Annotated in this window: 24 protein-coding genes and 1 rRNA gene; 21 read left to right on the plus strand and 4 right to left on the minus strand. The window is 57.4% G+C overall.

Annotated elements, in window-relative coordinates:
- Positions 1 to 91: ribosomal RNA gene (gene rrf, locus MHX53_RS04825) — 5S ribosomal RNA — on the plus strand; the annotation flags it as partial.
- Positions 92 to 146: 55 nt separating this feature from the next.
- On the opposite strand, the gene MHX53_RS04830 is transcribed toward rrf, so the two are convergent.
- Positions 147 to 644 (minus strand): flavin reductase family protein, encoded by a 498-nt coding sequence (locus MHX53_RS04830; RefSeq protein ID WP_239271433.1) that lies wholly within the window; start codon positions 642 to 644, stop codon positions 147 to 149.
- On the opposite strand from MHX53_RS04830, the gene MHX53_RS04835 reads away from it, so the two are divergent.
- The 3 genes from MHX53_RS04835 to adhP all read left to right on the plus strand — a co-directional run bounded on the left by MHX53_RS04835 (position 643) and on the right by adhP (position 3,828).
- On the plus strand, positions 643 to 912 hold the full coding sequence (locus tag MHX53_RS04835; RefSeq protein ID WP_005886356.1) for a DUF3039 domain-containing protein: 270 nt from the start codon (positions 643 to 645) through the stop codon (positions 910 to 912). The genes MHX53_RS04830 and MHX53_RS04835 overlap by 2 nt on opposite strands.
- On the plus strand, positions 909 to 2,690 hold the full coding sequence (locus MHX53_RS04840; RefSeq protein WP_239271434.1) for a DEAD/DEAH box helicase: 1,782 nt from the start codon (positions 909 to 911) through the stop codon (positions 2,688 to 2,690). Before MHX53_RS04835 ends, MHX53_RS04840 begins: the two co-directional genes overlap by 4 nt.
- 115 nt (positions 2,691 to 2,805) lie before the next feature.
- Entirely contained in the window at positions 2,806 to 3,828 is a 1,023-nt protein-coding gene (gene adhP, locus MHX53_RS04845; RefSeq protein ID WP_239271435.1) for an alcohol dehydrogenase AdhP, read from the plus strand.
- A 53-nt stretch (positions 3,829 to 3,881) separates the two neighbouring features.
- Here the strand turns inward: adhP and MHX53_RS04850 are convergent, their stop codons facing one another.
- A complete protein-coding gene (locus MHX53_RS04850; RefSeq protein WP_239271436.1) occupies positions 3,882 to 5,198 on the minus strand; it encodes a nicotinate phosphoribosyltransferase in 1,317 nt (438 codons plus the stop codon).
- Positions 5,199 to 5,273: 75 nt separating this feature from the next.
- Here MHX53_RS04850 and clpS point away from each other — a divergent pair, with 75 nt between their 5' ends.
- The 12 genes from clpS (at position 5,274) to MHX53_RS04910 (ending at position 16,353) form a co-directional block, all read left to right on the plus strand.
- A complete protein-coding gene (clpS, locus tag MHX53_RS04855; protein ID WP_180965230.1) occupies positions 5,274 to 5,555 on the plus strand; it encodes an ATP-dependent Clp protease adapter ClpS in 282 nt (93 codons plus the stop codon).
- The gene (locus MHX53_RS04860; protein ID WP_239271437.1) at positions 5,552 to 6,160 is read left to right on the plus strand and encodes a DUF2017 domain-containing protein; all 609 of its coding nucleotides are present in this window, start codon (positions 5,552 to 5,554) and stop codon (positions 6,158 to 6,160) included. Before clpS ends, MHX53_RS04860 begins: the two co-directional genes overlap by 4 nt.
- Positions 6,157 to 6,981 carry an MBL fold metallo-hydrolase gene (locus tag MHX53_RS04865; RefSeq protein ID WP_239271438.1) on the plus strand — a complete coding sequence of 275 codons (825 nt, stop codon included), beginning with the start codon at positions 6,157 to 6,159 and terminating at the stop codon, positions 6,979 to 6,981. The genes MHX53_RS04860 and MHX53_RS04865 overlap by 4 nt, the downstream gene beginning before the upstream one ends.
- A 65-nt stretch (positions 6,982 to 7,046) precedes the next feature.
- Positions 7,047 to 7,832, plus strand: coding sequence for a ribonuclease PH (gene rph / locus MHX53_RS04870; protein WP_275433566.1), 786 nt, complete (start codon positions 7,047 to 7,049; stop codon positions 7,830 to 7,832).
- 10 nt (positions 7,833 to 7,842) lie between these two features.
- Entirely contained in the window at positions 7,843 to 8,433 is a 591-nt protein-coding gene (rdgB, locus tag MHX53_RS04875; protein ID WP_239271440.1) for an RdgB/HAM1 family non-canonical purine NTP pyrophosphatase, read from the plus strand.
- Between the two features lie 138 nt (positions 8,434 to 8,571).
- Positions 8,572 to 9,210 carry a hypothetical protein gene (locus MHX53_RS04880; protein WP_239271441.1) on the plus strand — a complete coding sequence of 213 codons (639 nt, stop codon included), beginning with the start codon at positions 8,572 to 8,574 and terminating at the stop codon, positions 9,208 to 9,210.
- Positions 9,203 to 9,628, plus strand: coding sequence for a hypothetical protein (locus MHX53_RS04885; protein ID WP_239271442.1), 426 nt, complete (start codon positions 9,203 to 9,205; stop codon positions 9,626 to 9,628). The genes MHX53_RS04880 and MHX53_RS04885 overlap by 8 nt, the downstream gene beginning before the upstream one ends.
- A 203-nt stretch (positions 9,629 to 9,831) precedes the next feature.
- The gene (locus MHX53_RS04890) at positions 9,832 to 11,337 is read left to right on the plus strand and encodes an ABC transporter substrate-binding protein (RefSeq protein ID WP_239271443.1); all 1,506 of its coding nucleotides are present in this window, start codon (positions 9,832 to 9,834) and stop codon (positions 11,335 to 11,337) included.
- A gap of 5 nt (positions 11,338 to 11,342) precedes the next feature.
- Entirely contained in the window at positions 11,343 to 12,290 is a 948-nt protein-coding gene (locus MHX53_RS04895) for an ABC transporter permease (RefSeq protein ID WP_239271444.1), read from the plus strand.
- On the plus strand, positions 12,290 to 13,114 hold the full coding sequence (locus tag MHX53_RS04900) for an ABC transporter permease (protein ID WP_239271445.1): 825 nt from the start codon (positions 12,290 to 12,292) through the stop codon (positions 13,112 to 13,114). The genes MHX53_RS04895 and MHX53_RS04900 overlap by 1 nt, the downstream gene beginning before the upstream one ends.
- The gene (locus MHX53_RS04905; protein ID WP_239271446.1) at positions 13,114 to 14,865 is read left to right on the plus strand and encodes an ABC transporter ATP-binding protein; all 1,752 of its coding nucleotides are present in this window, start codon (positions 13,114 to 13,116) and stop codon (positions 14,863 to 14,865) included. Before MHX53_RS04900 ends, MHX53_RS04905 begins: the two co-directional genes overlap by 1 nt.
- Before the next feature lie 87 nt (positions 14,866 to 14,952).
- Positions 14,953 to 16,353: an amidase gene (locus MHX53_RS04910; protein ID WP_239271447.1), complete on the plus strand. Its 1,401-nt coding sequence runs from the start codon at positions 14,953 to 14,955 to the stop codon at positions 16,351 to 16,353.
- 58 nt (positions 16,354 to 16,411) lie between these two features.
- Here MHX53_RS04910 and MHX53_RS04915 read toward each other — a convergent pair whose 3' ends face one another.
- Positions 16,412 to 17,536, minus strand: a complete 1,125-nt coding sequence (locus MHX53_RS04915) for a hypothetical protein (protein ID WP_239271448.1) — start codon at positions 17,534 to 17,536, stop codon at positions 16,412 to 16,414.
- 188 nt (positions 17,537 to 17,724) lie between these two features.
- Here MHX53_RS04915 and MHX53_RS04920 point away from each other — a divergent pair, with 188 nt between their 5' ends.
- Positions 17,725 to 18,912 (plus strand): DUF6350 family protein, encoded by a 1,188-nt coding sequence (locus tag MHX53_RS04920; RefSeq protein WP_239271449.1) that lies wholly within the window; start codon positions 17,725 to 17,727, stop codon positions 18,910 to 18,912.
- Here the strand turns inward: MHX53_RS04920 and MHX53_RS04925 are convergent.
- Positions 18,901 to 19,338, minus strand: a complete 438-nt coding sequence (locus MHX53_RS04925; protein ID WP_239271450.1) for a hypothetical protein — start codon at positions 19,336 to 19,338, stop codon at positions 18,901 to 18,903. The genes MHX53_RS04920 and MHX53_RS04925 overlap by 12 nt on opposite strands.
- Before the next feature lie 57 nt (positions 19,339 to 19,395).
- Between MHX53_RS04925 and purN the strand changes: the two genes are divergently transcribed.
- The 4 genes from purN to MHX53_RS04945 all read left to right on the plus strand — a co-directional run bounded on the left by purN (position 19,396) and on the right by MHX53_RS04945 (position 24,203).
- Positions 19,396 to 20,010, plus strand: a complete 615-nt coding sequence (gene purN, locus MHX53_RS04930) for a phosphoribosylglycinamide formyltransferase (protein ID WP_102237516.1) — start codon at positions 19,396 to 19,398, stop codon at positions 20,008 to 20,010.
- Positions 20,003 to 21,535: a bifunctional phosphoribosylaminoimidazolecarboxamide formyltransferase/IMP cyclohydrolase gene (gene purH, locus MHX53_RS04935; RefSeq protein ID WP_239271451.1), complete on the plus strand. Its 1,533-nt coding sequence runs from the start codon at positions 20,003 to 20,005 to the stop codon at positions 21,533 to 21,535. The genes purN and purH overlap by 8 nt, the downstream gene beginning before the upstream one ends.
- A gap of 405 nt (positions 21,536 to 21,940) precedes the next feature.
- Positions 21,941 to 23,059, plus strand: a complete 1,119-nt coding sequence (locus tag MHX53_RS04940) for a CoA transferase (protein ID WP_102237519.1) — start codon at positions 21,941 to 21,943, stop codon at positions 23,057 to 23,059.
- 10 nt (positions 23,060 to 23,069) lie between these two features.
- Positions 23,070 to 24,203 carry an acyl-CoA dehydrogenase family protein gene (locus tag MHX53_RS04945; RefSeq protein WP_239271452.1) on the plus strand — a complete coding sequence of 378 codons (1,134 nt, stop codon included), beginning with the start codon at positions 23,070 to 23,072 and terminating at the stop codon, positions 24,201 to 24,203.
- The last annotated feature ends 140 nt before the right edge of the window (positions 24,204 to 24,343 follow it).

A 24,343-nucleotide genomic window follows, 5' to 3' on the forward strand; every position in this document is an offset into this window, starting at 1 on the left:
GCCCGGCCCCATTCCGAACCCGGAAGCTAAGCCTGACAGCGCTGATGGTACTGCACACGAGAGTGTGTGGGAGAGTAAGACACCGCCGCAAAACCACTCTTATCATTAAGGGCCTGACCACTACACTGGTCAGGCCCTTAAGCAATTCACCCAAAGGTTCCGTAGATCCGGTTCCTTCGCACTAAGGGCTGAGTATCCGGGTTGCCACCCTGTGCGACTACCGGACCAGAGAACAACGTGTGCGTTGCGACAGTGTGACGGTCGGTCACCTCGACCTCAAAGAATGCACACGCCTGAGCAATATGGGCGGGCCCGCACTCACCATCCACAGTGGGGATATCGTTGAGCAAACCGTAATTCGGTTGCCCTGAAGCGCCCAACCATGTAGCGATATCTTCTTGGCCAGCGTTGAGCACGCTGAGCGTAAACATCGGCGCACACTCCATCACATCCATGACTCGGGACAAAGAAAGAATCGACACCAACATGGTGGGCGGATCCCACGACACGTCAAGAAAAGAGTCAACAGTGACCCCGGTGAACTTCGAGCCTCCACCAACAGTGACCACTGCCACGCCAGAAGCGATCGAATCACTCAACCTGCGGTAGTCGTCAATGAAGTCACTGGATAGAATAGGGGGCATGACTGAAACCTATCCGAGTACCGGTGGCACGGCAACACTCGACCGGGAGCTACAAGAACAGCTGACTGAACCCGGTGATCACGAGCGGTTTTCACACTACGCGCCCAAAGCGAAAATCATGGAATCCATGGTAACCGGCACGCCACTGGTAGCCCTCTGTGGCAAAGTCTGGGTCCCCAGCCGCGACCCTCAGCGTTTCCCGGTTTGCCCTCTGTGCAAAGAAATCTACGAATCCATGCCAGAAGGTCAGGAGCCTGACGACGAGTGAACACTGGTAGGGTTCCAGGAACCTCTGCCGCCGAACATCTTTCTCCCGCTTTCCCCGAACGCGCCGCGTGGGGAACAGCGGGTAAATTACGTGCATGGCAGGCAGAAGCACTCGAACAGTACTTCCGCAACGAACCACGCGACTTCCTGGCAGTCGCAACCCCGGGAGCGGGAAAGACAACCTTCGCGTTGCGATTAGCCTCTGAGCTTTTGGCGCAACGCAAGGTCGACCGCGTCACCGTCGTAGCCCCTACTGAGCACCTCAAGGTCCAATGGGCTGCCGCGGCTGGGCGCGTAGGTATCAAGCTCGACCCCAACTTTAAAAACTCACAAGGCCGTTCAGCCCCCGGCTTCCACGGCGTTGCAGTCACGTATGCGCAAGTGGCAGCGAAACCGGTGCTCCACCAAAACCGCACGGAAAAGTACCGCACGTTGGTCATCCTCGACGAGATTCACCACGCCGGTGACGCGCTTTCCTGGGGTGACGCCGTACGAGACGCTTTCGAACCCGCCCGCCGACGACTCGCCCTGACGGGAACGCCTTTCCGGTCGGACACCTCGGCGATCCCATTTGTCACCTACGTCCCCGACGACGAAGGCATCCGCACATCCCAAGCCGACTACTCATACGGGTACTCGCGGGCGCTTGGCGACGGCGTGGTGCGCCCCGTTATTTTCATGACCTACTCCGGCAACATGCGTTGGCGCACAAAAGCCGGAGACGAAATGGAAGCCATCCTGGGCGCAGACGCAACAAAAGACGTCCATGCACAAGCCTGGCGCACCGCACTGAACCCCACAGGCGAATGGATTCCCGCGGTTCTCAGGGCAGCCGACCGCAGGCTTACCGAAGTACGGCGCACCGTGCCGGACGCCGGGGGATTGGTGATCGCAACCGATCAGCAAGTGGCGCGCGCGTATGCCAAACAGCTTAAGGAAATAGCGGGCGAAGACGTGACCGTGGTGCTTTCGGACGAGGCGGGAGCCAGCGACCGTATCGAGGAATTCCAAAACTCCGACCGTCGCTGGATGGTTGCGGTTCGTATGGTGTCTGAAGGTGTGGACGTGCCCAGGCTCGCTGTGGGTGTGTACGCGACGTCATCAGCTACTCCGTTGTTCTTCGCGCAGGCCGTAGGGCGTTTTGTGCGCGCGCGTAAACGCGGGGAAACCGCCTCGATCTTCTTGCCCAGCGTGCCCGTTCTTTTAGCCCTTGCCAATAACCTGGAAGCTGAACGCGACCACGCGCTTGACGTCCGACGGCCCGACGAAGACGACGATGAGCAAGGACTTCTAGACGACCAGGCTCTCAACGAGGCGAACCGTGAGGAATCCGCGTCTGGGGAACTGACGACAGGATCCTACGAAGCGCTCTCGGCGGAGGCGTCCTTTGACCGCGTGCTCTATGACGGTGGTGCGTTTGGAGCCGGGGGAGAAGTGGGCTCGGAAGACGAACAGGACTTCATTGGCCTGCCTGGGCTGCTTGAACCAGAGCAAGTGTCCCACCTGTTGCGTGCTCGCCAAACAGAACAGTCCAAGCGCAAAGGGCGAGCCACCCCCGTTGAGGACCCGGACGAGATCGAGCACAAAGCGATGAAAGAGGAACGCAACAAACTGCAGTCGCTAGTGGGGGCGTGGGCCAGGCGCACAGGAAAACCGCACGGCTCCATCCACATCGAGCTGCGACGCGCGTGCGGTGGTCCCGCCGTAGCGCAGGCGTCGCGCGAACAAATCCAAGACAGGATCAAAACCCTGCAACGGTGGTTTGTGGGTCGCTCATAAATTCCACGTCGGATATTCCCATGGACCCCGAGTTGTCCATAGAATCTCATAAGAGATGCACTATGTGTGTCTTGCAGAAAGTCTGCAACCAATTGCGACGAAGGAGTTGAGCCCCATGTCCGACACAATGAATGCAGCTGTCGTCAATGAATTTGGAAAAGACCTCGAAGTCAAACAAGTAGACGTCCCCAAACCCGGCCCATACCAGGCGCTTGTGAAAAACATTTCGTCTGGCGTGTGCCACACCGACCTTCACGCAGCTCACGGTGACTGGCCGGTCAAGCCCCAGCCTCCTTTTATTCCCGGCCACGAAGGTGTTGGAAAGGTCGTTGCGGTAGGCGACTATGTCACGCGAGTAAAAGAAGGTGACATTGTTGGTAACGCATGGCTGTGGAGCGCATGTGGCGAGTGTGAGCACTGCGAAACCGGCTGGGAAACCCTGTGTGAGAAGCAGGAAAACGGCGGCTACTCAGTAGATGGTTCGTTCGGTGAGTACATGCTGGTCGACAGCCGTTACTGCGCTCTCATCCCAGAAGGTGCGGACCCATATGAAATCGCGCCGGTGCTGTGCGCAGGTGTCACGGTGTACAAGGGTCTGAAAGAAACCGAGGTGAAGCCCGGTGAATGGGTCGTTATTTCTGGTGTAGGTGGTCTGGGGCACATTGCAGTCCAGTACGCGGTTGCCATGGGAATGCGCGTTGTTGCCGTGGATATTGCAGATGACAAGCTCCAGCTTGCTAAGAAGCACGGCGCCGAGGTGGTTATCAACGCATTCGCGAACGACCCCGTCCCGGAGGTCCAGGAGGCCGTTGGCGGTAGTCACGGTGTTCTGGTGACAGCCGTGCACCCAGACGCGTTTGGGCAAGCGATTGGAATGACGCGTCGCGGTGGCACCATTGTGTTCAACGGTCTGCCACCAGGGGAGTTCCCTGCACCGATCTTCGACATTGTGCTTAAGGGTCTGACGATTCGTGGTTCGATTGTGGGAACCCGCCGCGACATGGAAGAAGCTTTGGACTTCTACGCGCGTGGTCTCATCCACCCCACGTTTACTAAGCGTCCTTTGGGCGACATTAACGCGGTGTTTGATGAGATGGTCCACGGCAAGATCGACGGTCGTGTGGTTGTCGAATACTGAGTGAACCTACTTAAGCGGGGTTACAGGTGTGAAAGCCTGTAACCCCGCTTGCGTTATGCGTTGTAGTACACGGTAGGAATCGCAGGTTCACCGTCTTGCAAACGGTGAGCAGTGCGGGGCAGTTCGCGAATGCAGTCGTGGTAGTGAGCGCGCGCCCGTTCAACGCCTTCAGGGCCGGTGTATCCGTCGACGATCTGACCGTCGACGACCAGGTCAACCGTGAGAGGACGTCCGCTGGAAACGTCCTCCGGAAGCGTGGGAACTCCGATCGCTTCCTCGGTTGCCACGCCACCTTCAAGTGCGCGCACTGCTTGTTTGAAGCCACCGTGTGAACCCTTGCCGGCCGATTTCTTTTCAACCGACACCCAGTCCTCACCGTTGTCAGAACGCGCCACCAGTTTGTACACCAAGTTAGCTGTGGGGGAGCCGGATCCTGTGACAAGGCGGGTGCCCACACCGTAGGAGTCCGTGGGTGTGGCTCGCAGGGCGGCTATCGCGTATTCGTCCAAGTCCGAGGTGACTGTAATTTTGGTGTTAGTGGCACCGAGTGCGTCGAGCTTGTCGCGGACTTCTGTCGCTTGGATGCCCAAGTCACCGGAGTCGATGCGCACCCCGCCCAGTTCTGTTCCGGCGACTTCGATCGCCGTTTTGAGTGCTTCGTCCACGTCGTACGTGTCTAACAGCAGGACAGTGTCTTTGCCTAGTGCTTTAACTTGAGCGTCGAATGCTTCGCGTTCGGTGTTGTGCAGAAGAGTAAACGCGTGTGCAGCGGTTCCAATGGTGCGGAGTCCGTAGCGCCTTCCTGCTTCAAGGTTCGATGTGGAGGCGAACCCAGCGATCACGGCTGCGCGGGCCGCACCAACTGCGGCGTATTCCTGAGTGCGTCGTGAACCCATGTCGGCACATGGACGGTTTCCTGCCGCCCGTGACATGCGGGACGCTGCCGATGCAACGGCGGTGTCGTAGTTCAGGATCGACAGGAGAAGTGTTTCGAGGACTACTGCCTGCGCAAAGGGCGCTTCAACCGTGAGAATGGGGGAGTGAGGGAAGTACATGTCCCCTTCTGCGTACCCCCGAATGTTTCCGGTGAACTCGTAGTTTTCCAGCCAGTCCAACGTGGTGGCGTCCAAAATGTTCGCGGACTTTAGGAACGCGAGTTCATCAGGGCCAAATGTGAAATTTTCGAGTGCTTCTAAGAAACGCCCAGTTCCAGCGACCACGCCGTAACGTCGGCCGGGAGGGAGCCTGCGGCCAAAAACTTCGAAGAGACAGGTGCGGTCTGCTCGACCGGATTCTAAAGCCGCCTGGACCATGGTGAGTTCGTACTGGTCGGTCAGAAGCGCTGTGGACTGGCGTGTGAGATCACTCATAACAGTGATCCTATTGCACGAACAGTCTGCGAGTCACAACGATGTTTCGCATATGGTGAATATGTGAGCAGTTCCATGAGCACCCTAGCCGAACCAGAGGTCGACGAAGTCGTTGCGACGGACTCGCCCTGGGTGACCATCGTGTTCAATGACCCGGTTAACCTCATGTCGTATGTGACGTATGTATTCCGCAGCTATTTTGGGTATTCGCCAGCGAAAGCAAAGAAGCTCATGATGGAGGTCCACAACGAAGGGAAGTCGGTTGTAGCAACCGGCACCCGTGAACAGATGGAACGTGACACGGCGGCGATGCACGGTTTTGGGTTGTGGGCCACGTGCAAAAAGGCGGACGCATGAAGATCACGCCCGGTATTCGCTCAACGGCAATCATTGAGCTCGAACCAGTTGAACGCAGGATTTTAAGCGGACTGTTTTCTGATGCCGCAGAACTTCTCGACGACGGTGCCGAAACTGAGGCCGATGAGCTGGCAAAGCTCGTAGGAATGAGCTCCGGAGAACGACCCACCGACCCAGCGGTGCTTCGGCTGCTTCCTGATGTGGACGCTGAAGATGCTGAACGTGCAGCAGAATTCAGGCGACTGACCGAACGCGACATTCGCGAATCGAAACTCGCGAACCTCCGAACTGCGCTTTTCACTCTGTCACGTTCCGGGCGTACCGAGCTCACCGAAGAACAGGCGCGCTCATGGGCTACGGCTTTGGGGGACGTGCGTCTGATCCTTGCGACCAGGCTGGGAATCGCAACCGACGCTGACCTGGAACACCTGCTGGAAACGAATGACGAACAGCCTGAAAGCACGGTCATGACTGTGCATGTTTATGAACTTCTCACCTGGGCACAGGACCGCATTACCTCTATTCTGTTGGAAACTCTCCCCGACCTCGGCGAAGACGACGAGGACGGGGACAACGACCTCGGGAACGAAGGGCCACAACATTGACTGACTTTTCGATCACAGCGGTGGGGATCTCCGGTTCGTACCCCGGACCGGCGTCCTCAGCCAGTTGTTATGTGGTGAGCGCACACGACGGTGAAAGAACCACCAACATCGTGCTAGACCTGGGCTCTGGTGCATTGGGACCGCTCCAAACGGTTCTCAACCACACCCAGATCGACGCGGTGTTCCTCTCACATCTTCACCCCGATCATTGCCTCGACGTCACCGGGCTGTACGTGTTACGTACGTACGATCCCAAATTTTTCTTCGAGGAGTCGCCCCTCCCTCAACTTCCCGTTTACGGGCCCGCTGGAAGCGAAGCCCGGTTGCAATCCGCGCACCACACACCTGCCGGACTGGCCGCTGGGGCCGGAAAAGGCGCGGATGACTCAACGCTTGATTCGGCGTTCGAGTTTAAGGACCTCACTCCCGGCTCACGGCACACAGTTGGGCCACTGACCGTGGTTTCGCACTTGGTGGATCACCCGGTGGAAACATATGCACTGCGGATCGAGCACGCCAATGGTACGGTGCTCACGTATTCGGGCGACTCGGACGCCTGCGACGGACTTGTCGACGCTGCCCGTGACGCAGATTTGTTTGTGTGCGAGGCTGCATTCGAAGAAGGACGCGACAACGTTCGTGGCATTCACCTTACGGGTAAACGTGCAGGTGAGGTGGCGCGAACCGCCGGTGTTAAGCGGCTGATGCTCACCCACATACCGCCGTGGACCAGTGAGGACAAGGTGCGCACAGAAGCCACGGAGAGCTTCGGACACACCCCCGAACTCGCATCACCACTGTCCACATACACGGTTCCCTGAACGACCTCGCCGGCCGCGACGACCTCGGGAAACCCCACCCCAACCAGTTAGCCAGCTAGCCCGGAATGACACCAACCAACCCATACCAACCCAAGGAGAAAACAGTGCGATTTGACGGACGCCAAGCAAATGAACTGCGCGAGGTAAAGATTACGCGCGGATGGCTCGACCACGCGGAAGGGTCCGTGCTCGTGGAGTTTGGGCGCACGCGCGTGCTGTGCGCGGCTTCGCTGACTGAAGGTGTCCCACGGTGGATGAAAGGCGAAGGGCGCGGTTGGGCCACGGCCGAATACGCCATGCTTCCACGTGCCACCCACACCCGTAGTTCCCGCGAAAGCGTCAAGGGAAAAATTGGGGGACGGACGCACGAGATTTCCCGGCTGATCGGTCGTAGTTTGCGTGCGGTTCTTGACCTGTCGAAGCTAGGTGAAAACACGCTCCAGGTGGACTGTGACGTGCTCCAGGCCGACGGTGGCACGCGCACGGCAGCGATTACGGGGGCGTATGTTGCGCTCGTCGACGCGGTTGCGAAAGGCAAGGAACTGGGGTGGATTCCTAAGAACACCGAGGTGTTAAAGGACTCCGTGGCTGCGATCAGTGTGGGAATTGTGGATGGGAAGCCCGTGCTTGACCTGCCGTATGAAGAGGATTCGACCGCCGAAACCGACATGAACGTGGTCATGACTGGCTCGGGCGCGTTCGTGGAGGTGCAGGGGACCGCGGAGGGTGCTCCGTTCGACCGCGCTGAGCTGGGCTCGTTGCTGGATTTGGCTGAGCACGGGTGTGCGGAACTCGCCCGGATTCAGGCCCGTGCTCTGGCACAGGGTCTGGTGAGCGGTTCGGAACAGTAAGGGGCCAGCCGTGACTCGTTTTGTTCTCGCCACCCACAACGCTGGTAAGAAAGTTGAGTTGCAGGCGATTTTGTCGCAGGTGATTCCCACCGCCGAGGTCGTCACGGCTGGCGAGCTGGGGTTGGCTGATGTTGTTGAAGATGGATTGACGTTCGAAGAGAACGCGCTCATTAAAGCGCGCGCTGTTGCCCGGGAGACCGGCTTGCCTGCGATCGCTGATGATTCGGGTCTCGTTGTTGACGTGCTGGGTTCTGCTCCCGGTATTCTGTCTGCTCGCTGGGCGGGGGCGCACGGTGATGACCGCGCGAACCTGGAGTTGCTCCTTGCGCAGTTAGGCGATATTCCAGAGCGGGGGCGCGGTGCCCGTTTTGTGTGCGCGGCCGCGTATGTGAATGCCGGCGCCGAGGTGGTGTGTACCGGGGAAATGCGTGGCACGATCCTGCGGGAACCGGTGGGAGACGGTGGCTTTGGGTACGACCCGATTTTTCAGCCAGACGGCGTGAACGTGAGTGCGGCACAGCTGTCTTCGGAAGAGAAAAACGCGATCAGTCACAGGGGCAAGGCGTTACGGAAGCTCGTGGCAGAAATCGCCCCTGCGTAGCGGATGTGCTGACAGCGGAATAGGCGCGGATTTGGGTGCAGTGGGCCACCAGATTGGTGTTACTCTTTTGTCAAACGATTGCACGAATGCACGCATGTGCTGACGGACACTCGTATGGCCTTTCGAAAGGGAAGATCGTTGGCACGTTTCATTCGCTCAATTGTCGTAGTTACTCTCGCAGCTCTTGCTACTTCCGCATGCGCAATCGGTGCAATCAGCGAAGAGAAATTTGCTCAACAGATGTTTGAGCGTGGAGGAGGCATCGCAGCGCCACGGGTCGAACAGGCGCTCCAGGACTTCGCGCAGCACGGTGGGTATGACGACATCGAAAAAACCCAACTGCGGCGAATCAGTTTCCAGGGTTCAAACTTTTCGTTCGTTGGTGATGTGCTCAACGCACAGAATCCGGTAGAAAACGACGGGGTTTACTCACAGCCCTCCCGCAAAGCTTCGCCAAGGGAAAACAGTATCGACTCGTACTTCTTGGCACAAGATATTCCGCCTATTTTTCGCAAGGATCCTGCCACTCTCATCCGCAATATGCGTGACGAAGTCGATGGAGCAGAAATCACGAACTTTGACCTCAAGGTGCGAGTAGGCAACGAAACGATTGTGGCTGACGCGCAGGGAGCAGCACCCGGGGGCGAGGTTCAGGACGCACCTGTTCCCCAACGCACAACGAACGTGTCACTTCACGGAACCGTGAATGGTCCCCGACTAGGACTCGTGAGCTTCGAATTTGATCCTCAGACCGGGGAGGTCATTTCTCGTGATTAATTCGTCAGCGTCGGTTGGACAACAACGGACAAACCAAGAAAAATCTCGACCCGTTAAAAGCAAGAAAAATAGCTTCCGCGGGCTTCTTGTAGCGGGCGTGGTCTCATACATTATTGTTGGATGTGTTGTGGTTTTCCCCGTCGAGCTCATGTTCCCCATTCTCGACGCACCACTTGCACCGTTATTGTGCAAAGAACCAGGGGCGGAACTCATCAGCACCTCAGACGAATGGACAAACAGCGAGGGTGAAACAAGCGTCAGCGTCACCCGTTTCTGCGTTTCAGAAGCACAAGGGGTGCAACATCTGACATTCATGGATCGCCTGCCGGTCCGCCTTGGTCAGGCAGCTGTGGCCTGGCTACTGTTTGTCGTGTTGGTCAAGATGCGAGCTGCAGGTGCGCGCCGTAGTCGTTCGTGAGGGCTAGCAGCACTGAGTGTGAGCGGGGACTGGGGATGCCCCGCACCACCAAAAACGTCGGCGTCCCGGAATGTGCGTTGTGACTTGGGACGACACTGCGTGTCGGTATGTGAACCAGTTTCTGAACATTCGTTAAATCTTTTGTAATCTTCATTACAGTGTTGGGGGTTGCTGAAACCTCCAGGTTTGGATGAAGGAGTCACATGAAAACGCGTTTTGGCCTAGCGCTCGTAGCCACCGTAAGTTCGCTCGCACTGGTGGGATGCAACGCGGGAGCGTCATCATCGGGTTCGTCTGACGCACGCACCGACATGGTAATCGCGCACACGGCGGAACCTGCCAACCTGGACTTCACGACCTCGGCCGGGGCTGCCGTCCCGCAAGCACTCATGGAAAACGTGTACGAATCGCTTGTCCGGATTGACCAAGAAGGTCAGATCCAGCCTGCGCTCGCCGAATCCTGGGACCTGTCAGAAGACCGCAAAACGTACACCTTTAAGCTTCGCAAGGATGTGAAGTTCTCATCCGGTGCCGACTTCACCGCCGAGGACGTCAAGTTCTCATATGAACGAGTCAAATCAGACGCGTGGAAGAACGCGTTGAAGGCGAAAATGGACGTTGTCGACACCATCAACGTCGTCGATGACGCAACGGTTGAAATCACCCTGTCACACCCATCCAACCGGTGGCTGTTTGACTTGGCGTCCCTTGTGGGAGCCGTATTTGACGAAGAAGGCGTCAACGACCTGGCCAACAAGGCCGTAGGAACCGGGCCGTTCACGGTCGACACCTTTACACGTGGTCAGAAGATCGTATTCGCTGCCCGTGATGATTACTGGGGTGAAGAACCCAAGCTGGACAAGGTCACGTTCAAGTACTTTAAGGATCCCGTGGCCAGTGCTAACGCGTTGAAGTCCGGGGAAGTAGACGTCCTGGCTAGCCTGCAGGCGCCTGACCTGCTGTCGAGTTTTGAAAAAGAATCCGACAAGTACAAAGTCGTCGAAGGGACCACCAACGGTGAAGTCCTGCTTGCTCTCAATAACGCAGACGGCGTGTTCAAGGACAAGAGAGTCCGCGAAGCAGTGATGTACGCGCTCGACGAGCAGGCCATCATCGACACGGCGTGGAGTGGCCACGGAACGCTTATTGGCTCGATGGTTCCACCCACCGATCCGTACTACGAAGACCTGACCAACAAATGGCCTCACGATGTTGAAAAGGCCAAGAAGCTCATCGAAGAAGCCGGTGTGAAAGACCAGACCGTGAAGTTCACGGTGCCCAACCTTCCATACGCAACTGCTTCAGCTAACGTTGTTGTTTCCCAGCTCGAAGCGGTGGGTCTGAAAGCGAAAATTGAGACCCAAGAGTTCCCGGCCGTGTGGTTGGACAAGACGTTCACCAACCATGAGTACGACATGTCCATCATCAACCACATCGAAGCCCGCGACATCCTCACAGTCTTTGGTGAGGGCTACTACACCGGATACGACTCTAAGAAGATCAGCGACATCGCTGCTAAAGCTGACGAAGGATCCGAAGAAGAGTACACCGAAGGCATGAAGCAGGTTGCGCACACCATCACGGAAGACGCGGCGGCCGGTTTCCTCTTCCTCTTCCCAAACCTGGTTGTGACCAACTCGAAGGTCACGGGAGTTGCCGAAAACCAGGTATCTGACGCATTCCGTATCGCCGACCTCGGCTGGGAGTAACGGTTTTGACGAGCTACATCCTCCGACGACTGCTTCAGTTTGTCCTGACAGCGGCAGTCGCCTCGGTGGTGGTGTTCGCACTCATGCAGATCCTGCCGGGTAATGCCGCGCAGGTTGCGTTGGGGACCAGCGCCACGCCCGAGGCGGTAGCGGCTTTGGAAGAAAAGTACGGCTTGGATCGTCCTATCGTTGTGCAATACTTCGATTGGATCGGCCATGTGCTCGTGGGCGACTTTGGTACGTCGTACGTGACGCAAGCGCCGATCGCCCCGGTCATTGCCGACTCGATCCAGGTGACGCTCATTGTGGTGCTGGCGTCGATGGTTGTGGCTCTTGCTGTTGCCGTTCCGCTGGGGACGTTGGCTGCTGTCAACCACAAGAACCTGGTGGGTTCACTGATTTCCGGTGCCAGCCAGATTGGGGTTGCAATCCCCAACTTCTTGGCGGGAATCCTGCTGGTCATGCTGTTTTCGCTCAAATTTGGATGGTTCCCGTCGTCGGGGTGGAAAGCGCCGTCGGAAGGTTTTGGAGAGTTTCTCATCCGCTTGGTGCTTCCCGTCTGTGCGCTCGCTTTGGTGCAGGCGGCTATATTGACGCGGTATGTGCGTTCAGCGGTTCTAGATGTCATGGGTGAGGACTTCTTGCGGACCGCGCGTGCAAAAGGCCAAACAAAGGGCCGTGCGTTGGTGAAACACGGTCTGCGCAACGCCGCGATCCCTGTTGTCACAGTTGCGGGTGTGCAGTTAGCGACTTTGCTCATTGGTGCCGTGGTGATCGAACAAGTGTTTGTGATCCCCGGAATGGGGTCAGAACTGGTGCGGGCCGTGAGCAACCGTGACCTGATCACGGTTCAGGGAATCGTTTTGGTTCTGGTGGTTCTGGTGCTGGCGCTCAACACCATCATTGACCTGTTGTACCCGGTACTTGATCCGCGTGTGAGGAGGGCAGCGTAGTGAACAAGCGCTTCTTTTCGAACATGAGCCTGATCGTTGGCCTGGTATTTGTGGCTCTCATCATTATCACCGCGCTCATCAGCTTCATTTGGACTCCGTATTCGCCCAACCACCTGGATACTCGTTTATCAGACTCCAGTCCTGAGCACTGGTTAGGGACCGACCAGTACGGTCGCGACACTCTCACGTGGGTCATGATGGGTGCGCGGATCACGCTGTATGTTGGTGCCGTCGCGGTGGGAATCGCCGTGGTTATTGGCGTCCCGTTAGGCATTCTGGCCGGAATGACCGACCTTGGCTGGTTGTCCGGCTTGATCATGCGCACCAACGACCTGCTGTTGGCTTTTCCCGCACTGTTGCTGGCCATGATCTTCGCGGCTGCTCTGGGTCCAGGTACCTTGCCTGCCATGATCGCGGTGGGAATCGCGTCAATCCCCGGATTTGCGCGCGTGGCCCGTTCTGGCACCCTGCAGGTGATGAGCCGCGAATTCATCATGGCGGCGAAGTCTGCGAACCGGAGCGCGTTCGCGATTGCGCGCACGCACGTCTTGCCCAATATCGGTGGCATGGTGATCGTGCAGTGTTCGGTTGCGTTCGCGCTGGCTATTTTGGCCGAGGCCGGTCTGTCCTTCCTGGGGTTAGGCACCCAAGCGCAAACTCCCTCATGGGGGCGCATGCTGTACGACTCTCAACAGCATTTGGAAAGCCACCCAGGACTAGCAATATGGCCAGGCATCGCCATTGCGATCGCGGTGTTAGGTTTCAACCTGCTAGGTGACGGCCTCCGCGATCGACTCGACCCCAAACTGAAGGGACGGTCGTGATGTCAGAACTTTTACACGTCAAAGACCTGCGTATCGCAACCGAAACTACCGAACTGGTGAAACCGCTTTCATTTGACCTTGCATCAGGCGAACGCGTGGGGCTGATAGGTGAGTCAGGTTCCGGAAAGTCACTCACCGCTTCGGCGATCATGGGGCTCCTGCCCGACGAACTTCAATCCTCAGGAACCATTGAACTTCAGGGCCACGCCGGAAACCTGCTCACACTCAGTGACGCGCGGATGTCCAAACTGCGCGGAAAAGACATCTCGATGGTGTTCCAAGAACCCATGAGCGCGCTCAATCCGCTCATGCGTGTGGGCGACCAAGTGGCCGAAGTGATGAAACTTCACGGGAACACCGCAAACCTACGAGACAAGGTCATTGAGCTGTTGACCCAAGTGGACCTCCCTGACCCGCAGGCCGCTGCAAAAGCCTACCCACACCAACTTTCGGGAGGCCAACGACAGCGCGTGGTGATCGCGATCGCCATGGCGAACTCACCTCGGCTTCTCATCTGTGACGAGCCTACGACCGCACTCGACGTGACTGTGCAGTCAGGAATCCTGGACCTCATTGGGCACAGCGTGCAGAAAAACAACACAGGACTCTTGTTCATCACCCACGACCTCGCAGTTGTTGCACGAGTGTGCGAACACGTGTTGGTCATGTACAAGGGCGAACTGGTGGAGCGCGGAACGGTCAAGGACGTCTTCACCAACCCGCAACACGAATACACGCGCGGACTCCTAGCCGCCTCGGACCTGTCCGCGACTGACGACAACGGTCGTCTCTTCACCATCCAAACAGCTCAGAACTACCGCCTCGAAGAAACGGCACGGGAGGAAGCTGGGGACGACGTTGCGGTGACGGAAGGTTCCAAAACCGGGGACAACTCGAACGCGCAAGGAAGCACAAAGGTGGGGGACACCTCGGCGGGAGAAAAACCCGGAATAGTCGTTGAGGTTCGCGACCTGAAGAAGGACTACGAACGCAAGTCCGGCCGCCTTTTTGCCCGGCCCCACAAAGTCCACGCGCTCAAAGGAATCGACCTGACGATCCAGTCGGGGCAACGGTTCGGAATCGTGGGGGAGTCCGGTTCAGGGAAATCGACGCTGTTGAAGATCCTGTCTGGGTTGGAAACAGCGTCAAGCGGGAAGGTGACCGTGGGCGACTACGACGTCACGGCCGGGGCCGAGGCGGACATCCGCAAGGTAAGAGAAGACCTGCAGATCGTGTTCCAAGACCCGTTCGCGTCGCTCGACCCGCGTATGAAAGTGCGCGAAATCGTCGCCGAACCGCTCATCGCGATGGGAGTTCCTGCACAGGAGCGAGCCACCCGAGTACGAGAAATGCTCCTCGCGGTAGGGCTCGACGAAACAGCAGAAAACCGGTACCCACACCAGTTTTCTGGCGGGCAGAGGCAACGCATCTCAATCGCGCGCGCACTGGTGTGCAGGCCACAGATTTTGGTTGCCGACGAACCTGTTTCAGCGCTTGACGTTTCGGTTCGTGCGCAGGTCCTCAACCTGCTCACTGACCTCGTTGAGGAATACGGCCTCACCTTGATTTTCGTCAGCCACGACTTGTCTGTTGTGCGCTACCTGTGTAGCGATGTTGCAGTCATGAAAAGTGGCGAGATTGTGGAAACTGGGACAGTCGACCAGATCTATGAAGCACCGTCCCACCCGTACACGCAGAATCTCGTAGCTGCGACTCCACAACTCGAGGATGCACTGTCGCATCACGCCTAAACAACCACGTGGTGACCGGCTGACGGGGCCACCACGCAGTCAAAATACGTCGATACACGTCGACGCATCTATAGAAAGGAGCACATTATGCTGGCGGATCTTTCCGCTCAAGAATCAACAGCTGGATACGCAAACGGGGAGTTTAGCCCAGTTGATGTGCTCGATGCTGTGGCAGAGCGTATTGCTGCGTGCGAACCCACCATCAACGCGCTGTGGGACAACGCTACAGGTGACGGGCCCGTTTCGGAGCGCACGCGGAAAGCAGCCCAAGATTCTGCTGGGCGTTGGCAACGTGGCGAAGCGTTAAGCGGCTTGGACGGTGTGGTCGTAACCGTGAAAGAAAACATCGCGCGCGCCGGAGTCGCCATGCCGTCGGGCACCAAGCCGGGTTCACGTACACCGGAAGAACGCAATGCCCCTATTGTGGACCGCCTGGAAGAAGCCGGTGCCGTCATCGTGGGTTCGACGGTCATGCCCGACTGGGGCATGTTGTCATCTGGAGTGTCGTCACTGCACGGGATCACGCGTTCGCCAATCAACCCGGACCTGACAACGGGAGGATCGTCTTCTGGTGCGGGTGCAGCTGCTGTTGCCGGATATGGTCCGATACATATTGGTAGCGACATTGGTGGTTCGATCCGTTTGCCGGGAACCTGGCTGGGGTTGGCTACGCTCAAGCCCAGTTTTGGGCGCGTTCCGCTTTCCGCGCCGTACCAGGGACGTTGCGCGGGGCCACTTGCCCGTCGGATGAGCGACGTGATCGCGGCTATGGAAGTGATTGGGCGTTCCGATGCACGTGACTACACGCAACTCCCTCCGTATGCGGGGGCGTACCAGACCCGTTTTGACCCGGCTAACGTGCGCGTGGCCGTGCATGTGGATGCTGGGTGCGGAATGGATGTTGATCCGCAGGTCGCCGAGGTGGTGCTTGGGGTTGCGCGCGAGTTCGAGCGGGCGGGCGCCAAGGTGGAACAGATTGAACCATTCATGGATGACGAGTTGCTGAGCCTCATTGATCTGTTTTGGCGCGTGCGGTCATATAACGACTTCATGAAACTCAGTGAAGAAGACCGTGCTCACGTCTTGCCGTATGTTGCACAGTGGTGTGAGGCGGGGGCGAATGTGACTGGCCCGGAACTCATGGATGCGTACAACTCGATTCATTCGATGCGCAAGCGTACCGTGAGTGCGACCGAACCATTTGACCTGGTGTTGTCGCCGGTGGCTCCCGTCGCCGCGTTCCCGGCTGAGTGGCCCATGCCGTTTAACGACCCGTCGCAGAGCATGGGGCACATATCGTTTACGGTTCCGTACAACATGTCGGAACAGCCAGCTTCGACCGTGCATGCGGGTTACACAGACGATGGGCGGACCGTGGGCGTACAGGTTGCGGGCCCACGCTTTGCTGACCCAATCGTTTTGTCGGCGTCGCTGTGGTTGGAACATGCCCTGGACGTGGAGCTTCCCGCGCGCACTGTGGGAGTGTAGCCAGAAACACGTGAGCCCCCGGACGTAGCGTCCAGGGGCTCACACGTGTGAACTACGGTCAGTAGTCCTCGATCTTTACGGACTCGCCGTCGATGTAGACTTTGCCGGAAACTTTGAACGGAATGTTCTTGATTGACTTCCAGGCATTCTTTCCGGCCTTTTTCGAGTCGGCCTTGAACGAAACTTCTCCCTCTTCTTTAGAGAAGTACACGCCATTTCCGATTGTGCCGGAGTACGACACGTAGATCTTGGGTCGCTTTTCGATCTTCCAATGAACGTCGCCTTCGTTAACGTCGTCCTTGAACTTGACCCCTTGAGAGCTTGACTCCGGATCAACTCGGAACCCGCATCCCTTAGGTTCAAAATCTCCCGACTTTTCACATTCGTCGAGCTTCTTGTTGACGAGGTTTTCGACCTCTTTGTTCAGTTCGTCCTTGACATCTGCCCTCAGACGGACTTCCTGTGGTTCCTGTTTGTCTTGGTCGCTGAGGTAGCCCAAGGAAATGGACTGCTTGTCTCCGCTCAGGAACTTGCTGTCAGGCGATTCGAGGTCATAAGTCCCTGGGTACATCGCGTATACGGCAGAACCAGGTTCGACGTCGAGTTCTTCACCGTTGACCTTGAGCTTATTAGCGGGAGTGTCGAGAGTCACAGGCTGAACCTGAGGCCCCTGCATGTGCCAGTCATCGAAGAACAGGCCCTTCTTGCCCTTCTTTTCAGCGTGCAACTTCATGTTGTGCTCTTGACCGCTGATGGTGTACGACATGTCGATCTGTGCCGTGTCGCCCTTGCGGTCAACCTGGCCGACCTTGACGTCACTAATCTTGTCAGGAGAGGACTCGATGAATCGTGGGTCGAGGAGTTCTTCACGAGCCCCCTTAGGGACGCGAACCTTGGCAATTTCGTTGGCCTTTTTCATGTCGCCGGAGTTAACAGCGTCAGCGTATGACTGAGCAAGTGCTTGGGGACTGTGCTGTTGTTTGTTGACAACATTGACCACAATGATCCCAGCGACGACAAGAAGGATGACACCCGCAACTGCAGCCAGCGAAATGAAAAGCGGTGCCTTAGAAGACTTCTTCTTCTGAGGCCCGGCTTGAGGGTGTCCATAACCTGGGGCGGGTGCCGGCCGAGGTGGCTGGTTAGGTCCCGTGCCCATAGGCGTTTGAGGTGCGGACCCCATATTGTTGGGGGCTCCGTTGTGCTGCGGTGGCCGGGGTGGCTGGGGCGGCGTGCCAGGGGGGAAGTTGTTCCCTGAACTCATATAATCCTCACAAAACGTCTAAATATACCTTCACTAAGGTATCATGTGGGTTCATCTCGGGTGTGTCTTAATTGGAACACCTGCTGCTGGGACGGCAATATGTATGTGTGCCAAAGACCTCCCAATCACTGAATGACTTCGCTCGGCCACTAGGGCTCGGAGCGCTGGCCGGTGCCCGCGTTCTCCTTATTTTTGTTCTGAGCGCGCTGGGTTTGTCGTTTGTGATGTGGCTGGTGGCAGTGGCAAAAATGCTCCCAATCTCCACCATTCCAGACTGGGCCACGCGCGGTGCTTTAGCTGCTTTCGGTTTCCCGTTTGAGCAGGCTGATTTTGTTCTGAGTTTGCCACCGTCGCTGTTATCGCTCGTGGTTGCATGGCAGATGTATCGGGCGGGCAAGAAGCTTCGCGCGGACGACCGCGTGTCTTCCGACGACCTTCTGAAAACTCAGTTGTTACGGCTCACAGGTTTGTCACTGAGCGTTCTCATCGTGATTGTGGTTGCGCTTGTGATCAGTGGCGCGCCTGTCACTGGTTTTGGTATTTGCCGGAGCATCATTCTTCTTTTCCTCGCACCCGCGAGGGGCATTCGCATAGGCGCTGAACACCTCGCGCGGTGGTGCGATGACCGCATGAGCTTTGCGTGGGGCGACGCGGTCGAAGATTCCTTGAAGCTTGCGTCACGACTGTTGATTGCGCTGGTCGTGGCTGCGCACGTCGTTCTTGCCGTTGCCGTGTGGGGGAGTTTTTCATCCGCCGCCGAGGTGGTTTCTGCTTACAGCGCCCCCGTAATTGCCGCTGTTGGGCTGGGTATCGTTCAATTGATGTTCGCTCCAACCGTGTGGGCGGGAGCGCTGACGTGGGTAACTGGCTTCCCCCTTCGCTTAGGCGGCGACATTCACGCTTCGGCGATGTCTGGTTTTGAAGGGCCGCTACCAGCTATTCCGAGTTTTGCGCTCATTCCTCATACATCGTTTCCGGAAGGAATCGCGTTGGTGGCTGTTCCCCTTGTCGCCGTTGCGTTGGTGATTGCGTTTTCGGAGTCTGCGACGCTACACAACGCAGTTGTCGCGGGGGTTCAGGCATTCATTGTCTTAGCGTTGGCGTCGCTGTTCTTCTTCGGAGGAATCGGCCCTGGAGGTTTGCAAACCACTGGTGTGATTCCGTGGATGTTCGTGATTGCAAGCGCTATTTGGGTTGCAGGTGGCGTTGGAATTGGCCTGGGGATGAAAAAATTGCGGGACTTTTATGTCTCTTCGTCGACTCCTCAAAAGACTGACTCAGAGTCAGCTCGGTAACTGTTGCCCAGTCACCTGCTTGAAAAGGTCTTCGACGCCCTTTTTATATTCGGTTTGGCACGAAACGCTTGCCTCTTGAGTGATGGCAGATGTAGTGCACTCTTCGAATGATTTCTGTACCGGATACATGATGAGCGTTCCAGCGGCGGCGAAAATGCTCATCACTGAGGCGAACACGCCAATGACCGAGAACACGAGCATCGGGACAGGACCTTTTGTCTGCACGCACGCGATGAACAGGCGGATACCCCAGATGAGTGCTCCAACCGAGAACAGCCCCGCGAGCAAAGAAAACGGCAAGCGGTAGAAAGAGAACATGAAGGAGAGGGCGCACAGGGCTAAAAACGTGTAGCCCAAACGCCTGCGCTTCTTCACGTCTGGTCCGATGGAGGTGTTTTCAGTCGTTTCATTCTTGGGAGGCATCACGTTCTTTAGTGTGGCACACGAATTCGAACGGGAAGCGTCAAGGCTTAGAATGGCGTCGTGCGTATTCTTCTGTTGGCTTCTGGTTCAGGAACGTTGACCCAAGCAGTTTTAGACGCTGCCGGTCCCTACAGTGTGGTGGCAGTGGGCTCCGATCTTCCCGACGCTCCGGTGTTGCGCCGTGCTCAGCAGGCAGGCGTGGATGACTTTTGTGTCGACTTCTCGTCCTACGAAGACCGGTCAGATTGGAATCGGGCGCTTGCCGAGGTTGTTGAGGGCTACCAGCCGGACTGGATCGTGTCCGCAGGACTCATGCGGATTTTGGGACCGGAATTTGTTTCGCGGTTTGCCGGGAAGATTATTAACACGCACCCCGCTCTTTTGCCCAGCTTCCCAGGAGCCCATGCGGTGCGCGACGCTCTGGCCCACGGAGTTCACGTGACAGGTACGACTATCCACCTCATAGACGAGGGCGTGGACACCGGCCCCATCATCCGCCAATTTCCTATTGAAATCAGCCCCACCGACACTGAAGAAACTCTTCACGAAAAAATTAAAGAGGTTGAGCGAGCGCAGCTTGTGCGACTTCTATCCGACCTAGCGACGCATTCGTTGTCTCTTGACGGCCGTCGCGTCACACTCACACCAGTAGAAAGCGAGTCCTCACGTGTCTGAACAACGCCCCATTCGTCGCGCACTCATTAGCGTTTTTGACAAGACCGGCTTAGAAGAATTCGCTCAGAGCTTGGCTACGGCAGGCGTCGAAATTGTGTCGACAGGATCAACAGCGTCGACGATCGCGCAAACGGGCGTAAAGGTCACCAAAGTGGAAGAGCTCACCGGCTTCCCCGAATGCCTGGACGGGCGAGTAAAAACTCTCCACCCACGTGTTCACGCGGGAATTCTCGCTGACACCCGCAATCCCGATCACGTCGCACAACTTGCAGACCTAAACATTGAGGCCTTTGACCTGGTTGTCGTGAACCTCTACCCGTTCAGCGAGACTGTCGCATCAGGTGCAGGATACGACGACTGCATCGAAAAGATCGATATTGGTGGCCCGTCCATGGTGCGCGCGGCGGCAAAGAATCACGCATCCGTGGCGATCGTGGTAGACCCGGCCGATTACGCGTCCACAGTCGCGGCCGCTGAAGGCAACGGTTTCACCCTTGAAGAACGGACGACGCTTGCCGCAAAAGCGTTCGCACACACCGCGTCTTATGACACGGCAGTAGCTTCATGGTTTGCTTCGCACAGCGATAAGCCTGAGTTCTTTGGTGCCACTGGTCAGCTGAAATCGACTCTGCGTTACGGAGAGAATCCGCACCAGGAAGCCCGCGTGTACGCAACCGGTGGGGGACTGGCAACTGCCACACAGCTCCACGGAAAAGAAATGTCGTACAACAACTATCAAGACACGGATGCCGCAGTGCGTACGGCCTACGACTTCGACGAACCTGCTGTAGCCATCATCAAGCACGCCAATCCGTGTGGAGTTGCGGTAGGTTCCACGATTGAAGAAGCACACAAGCGCGCTCATGACTGTGACTCGGTTTCGGCTTTCGGTGGTGTGATTGCCACCAACCGGCCGGTGACTGTGGCGCTTGCAGAACAGATCGCTCCCATTTTCACCGAGGTCGTTGCCGCCCCTTCTTTTGAAGCAGGTGCCGCTGAAGTTCTGCAGAAAAAGAAGAACATCCGCTTGCTGGAACTGGGCGACGTGACGTTTGCTTCCACGGAGTTCCGCTCAATCAGTGGTGGAATTCTGGTGCAAGAGCGTGACGTCTACCAGGCAGAAGGCGACAACCCGAACAACTGGACTCTGGCTACTGGGGAAGCAGCCGATGACGCGACGCTCGCAGACTTGGTGTTCGCATGGCGCGCCGTCAGGTCAGTGAAGTCCAACGCGATTCTGCTGGCAAAGGACGGTGCATCCGTTGGAATCGGAATGGGGCAGGTCAACCGCGTGGACTCCGCGCGTCTGGCTGTCAGCCGTGCTGGTGAAGAACGCGCACGTGGATCTGTTGCGGCTTCCGACGCTTTCTTCCCCTTTGCCGACGGGCTCGAAGTGCTCGTCGAAGCCGGGGTCCGTGCGGTGGTACAACCCGGCGGCTCGATTCGCGACGAAGAAGTGATCGAGGCTGCTCGCAAGGCCGGACTGACTCTCTACCTGACGGGTACTCGCCATTTCTTCCACTAAGAAGACCACGCTTAAACGGCGAGGTAAGGGTCGCGGGCCGATTTCCAAACGATGGATCGTATGGAAACGCCGATTCGCTAACCCCACGGGTCGCGACTGGGTTCTGTTGGTGACCCTGGTGTGGATTCTGGGTGCCTGTGCTCTGGCGTTTGTCAGTGTGCTCTATACAGCAATCGCTTTAGCGGTTTGCCTGGTTGGTTTAGCGATTGTTCGCCTGAGTCCGCGGAGTTCATGGTGGGTCAATCGCAGCATGATCGCTGACGTCACCACCTTGATGATTCTGGCTGGCTTAATCTTGACACTCGCACTTACAGTACCCGGCGTATAAAGCAATTTGTCCGCCTAGCTGGACACTCGTGTGCGTACGAAAGTGAATGTGCTGACGTGGGCTGGGACAATTGATATATGTCACATTCACCGTTTTCTGGCGTCACAATCGTAGATTTTTCGCGAGTGCTTGCAGGTCCCTACGCGACCGCAATGTTTGCGGACCTAGGTGCCGAAGTGATCAAGATCGAGATCCCCGGAGTGGGTGACGATGCTCGACACTTGGGCCCTTTCAAAGACGGAGAGAGCGTTTACTTCTCCGGTCTCAACCGAGGCAAGAAGTCCGTTGAGATTGACCTGAAGTCCGATGAGGACCGGGCTCGACTGGACACCCTCCTGGAACGCGCCGACGTTGTGGTTGAGAATTTCCGTCCCGGCGTGGCTCACAAACTGGGTATCTCAGCTGAGCAGTTGCGCGCGAAGCGCCCTGAGCTGGTGTACGCGTCCATCTCTGGGTACGGGCAGGCCGGTAGCTTCGCCAAGAGCCCGGCATACGACACTGTGGTCCAGGCACGTAGCGGACTCATGGCCGCTACTGGAACGGTCGAAAGTGGACCTACCCGGGTAGGGGAGTCGATTGCCGACGTCGCTGCAGGTAACCTCGCGGCCTTTGGAATCGCGTCTGCGCTGTTCAAGCAGAAGGTCACTGGCGAAGGAAGCCACGTCGACATTCCCATGTACGACGTGTTGGTTTCGATGCAGCCAACTAACGTGGCGGTGTACGACTCAACGGGTGAAGCACCAGTTCCTTCAGGAAATGCACACCCCGTCACGGCACCCTTCGACACCTACCGTGTCTCTGACGGTCTCATTGTCATCGCTGTTGCAAACGACCGTCTGTTTGCTCACTTGGCGGAAACGCTCGAGCGGCCACAACTCGCAACCGACGAACGATTCCTCACCGACCCCAAGCGGAAGGCGAACGAAGAAGAGCTCCGCGCCGAAATCGAGGAAGCCCTCAAATCCCACACTGTTGATTCGGCACTAGAACTCCTCGGAACGAACGGAATTCCGTGCTCAGCGGTACTGGACTTGAAGCAGAGCCTCGAGTCCGACCTCGGCCGGGAACGCGACCTCATCCGCACTGACGAACGTTTAGGGCACCGCTATGCGGGCCACCCACTGTTATTTGACGGCGAGCGACCAGTCGCTGAGCTGCCAGTTCCCCGTCTGGGCGAACACAACGACGAAATTTAGGAGGAAGCACATGTTTGGTGTATCTGACGACGAGAAGATGCTCATCGAAGCCGTCGAGGAGCTATCGAACGAAGTTCTGGAACCCCAGGCCGCGAAAACCGACGAAACTGAAGAGATTCCTCACGACGTCATCAAGGCACTCGCGAACATGGGTGTCATGGGACTCAACCTGCCAGAAGAGTACGGTGGTCCAGGAATCAGCTCGGTCGCGATGACCCACATGGTCGCTGCAGTCGCTGGCGGATGTGGTTCGACCGCGTCGATCGTCACCGCGCACTACCTGGCCACAGACTCTGTGCTGATTGGCGGAACCGACGAACAGAAGAACGCCTACTTGCCACGTGCTGCCAGCGGTGAAGTCATTGGTGCATTTGGTCTCACCGAGCCCGGCGCAGGTTCTAACCCAGCCGAAATGAGCACAAAAGCCGTGCGCACCGACAACGGTTGGCACCTCAAGGGCACCAAGCACTTCATCACGAATGCTGGGTTCGCTGACTTTGTCGTCGTTTACGCCATCACTGATCCCGAGGCCGGCCACCGCGGAATCTCGGCCTTCCTGGTCGACACCGCTAAGGTCGAAGGCATTGTGGTCGGTGGCCACGAAAAGACGATGGGTCTGCGCGGATCACCCGTGTATGAAATCTCGTTCGACTGCGAACTGCCTGCAGACGCCCTACTGGGTGAAGAGGGCCAGGGCTTTAAGACCGCCATGAAGGTCCTGGACCGAGGTCGTATCGAAGTTGCCGCGATGAGTATCGGTATTTCGCGCAAGGCTATGGAGCACGCTGTTGCATGGTCCAAGACTCGCCACATCAACGGCAAGCCCATTGCAGCTATGCAAGCTATCGCCTTCAAACTCGCTGACATCTACGCGCGCTACCAGCAGGCATTTCTCGTCACCATGGACGCCGCGCACTCACGTGACACGGGCGAAGACTTCACCATCAAGTCGGCAACCGCAAAACTGGTGGCATCCGAAGCCGCTGCGTTCATCACGGACGAAGCTCTGCAGATCCACGGTGGTTACGGCTTCACCAGGGACTTTCCGCTCGAGCGCTACGCTCGTGACGTCCGCATCTTCCGGATCTACGAAGGCTCCTCAGAAATTCAGCGGACCATCATTGGGCGCCAGCTCACCCGTTAGCTGAAGGAACGGCGAAGAAAACCTGAACGTCACGTGAAAATCGCAAGGTTTTCTTAAGGGGCGGTTGTCTCACAAGCTACTCGATGGAAATGTTGGAGACAGGTTGCTGATCGCAACTGTCCACGTAATACGAGGAGGAT

The organism is Brevibacterium sp. ACRRH (assembly GCF_022346365.1).
Lineage (GTDB): Bacteria > Actinomycetota > Actinomycetes > Actinomycetales > Brevibacteriaceae > Brevibacterium > Brevibacterium paucivorans.

What these genes read in the sequence shown, in the direction of transcription:
- MHX53_RS04890 (WP_239271443.1), top strand. Translation starts at nt 9,832, where the DNA reads ATGAAAACGCGTTTTGGCCTAGCGCTCGTAGCCACCGTAAGTTCGCTC.
- MHX53_RS04860 (WP_239271437.1), top strand. Translation starts at nt 5,552, where the DNA reads ATGAAGATCACGCCCGGTATTCGCTCAACGGCAATCATTGAGCTCGAA.
- rph (WP_275433566.1), top strand. Translation starts at nt 7,047, where the DNA reads ATGACACCAACCAACCCATACCAACCCAAGGAGAAAACAGTGCGATTT.
- MHX53_RS04910 (WP_239271447.1), top strand. Translation starts at nt 14,953, where the DNA reads ATGCTGGCGGATCTTTCCGCTCAAGAATCAACAGCTGGATACGCAAAC.
- clpS (WP_180965230.1), top strand. Translation starts at nt 5,274, where the DNA reads ATGAGCACCCTAGCCGAACCAGAGGTCGACGAAGTCGTTGCGACGGAC.
- MHX53_RS04940 (WP_102237519.1), top strand. Translation starts at nt 21,941, where the DNA reads ATGTCACATTCACCGTTTTCTGGCGTCACAATCGTAGATTTTTCGCGA.
- MHX53_RS04905 (WP_239271446.1), top strand. Translation starts at nt 13,114, where the DNA reads ATGTCAGAACTTTTACACGTCAAAGACCTGCGTATCGCAACCGAAACT.
- MHX53_RS04945 (WP_239271452.1), top strand. Translation starts at nt 23,070, where the DNA reads ATGTTTGGTGTATCTGACGACGAGAAGATGCTCATCGAAGCCGTCGAG.
- MHX53_RS04915 (WP_239271448.1), bottom strand. Translation starts at nt 17,536, where the DNA reads ATGGGGTCCGCACCTCAAACGCCTATGGGCACGGGACCTAACCAGCCA.
- MHX53_RS04850 (WP_239271436.1), bottom strand. Translation starts at nt 5,198, where the DNA reads ATGAGTGATCTCACACGCCAGTCCACAGCGCTTCTGACCGACCAGTAC.
- adhP (WP_239271435.1), top strand. Translation starts at nt 2,806, where the DNA reads ATGTCCGACACAATGAATGCAGCTGTCGTCAATGAATTTGGAAAAGAC.
- MHX53_RS04835 (WP_005886356.1), top strand. Translation starts at nt 643, where the DNA reads ATGACTGAAACCTATCCGAGTACCGGTGGCACGGCAACACTCGACCGG.
- MHX53_RS04830 (WP_239271433.1), bottom strand. Translation starts at nt 644, where the DNA reads ATGCCCCCTATTCTATCCAGTGACTTCATTGACGACTACCGCAGGTTG.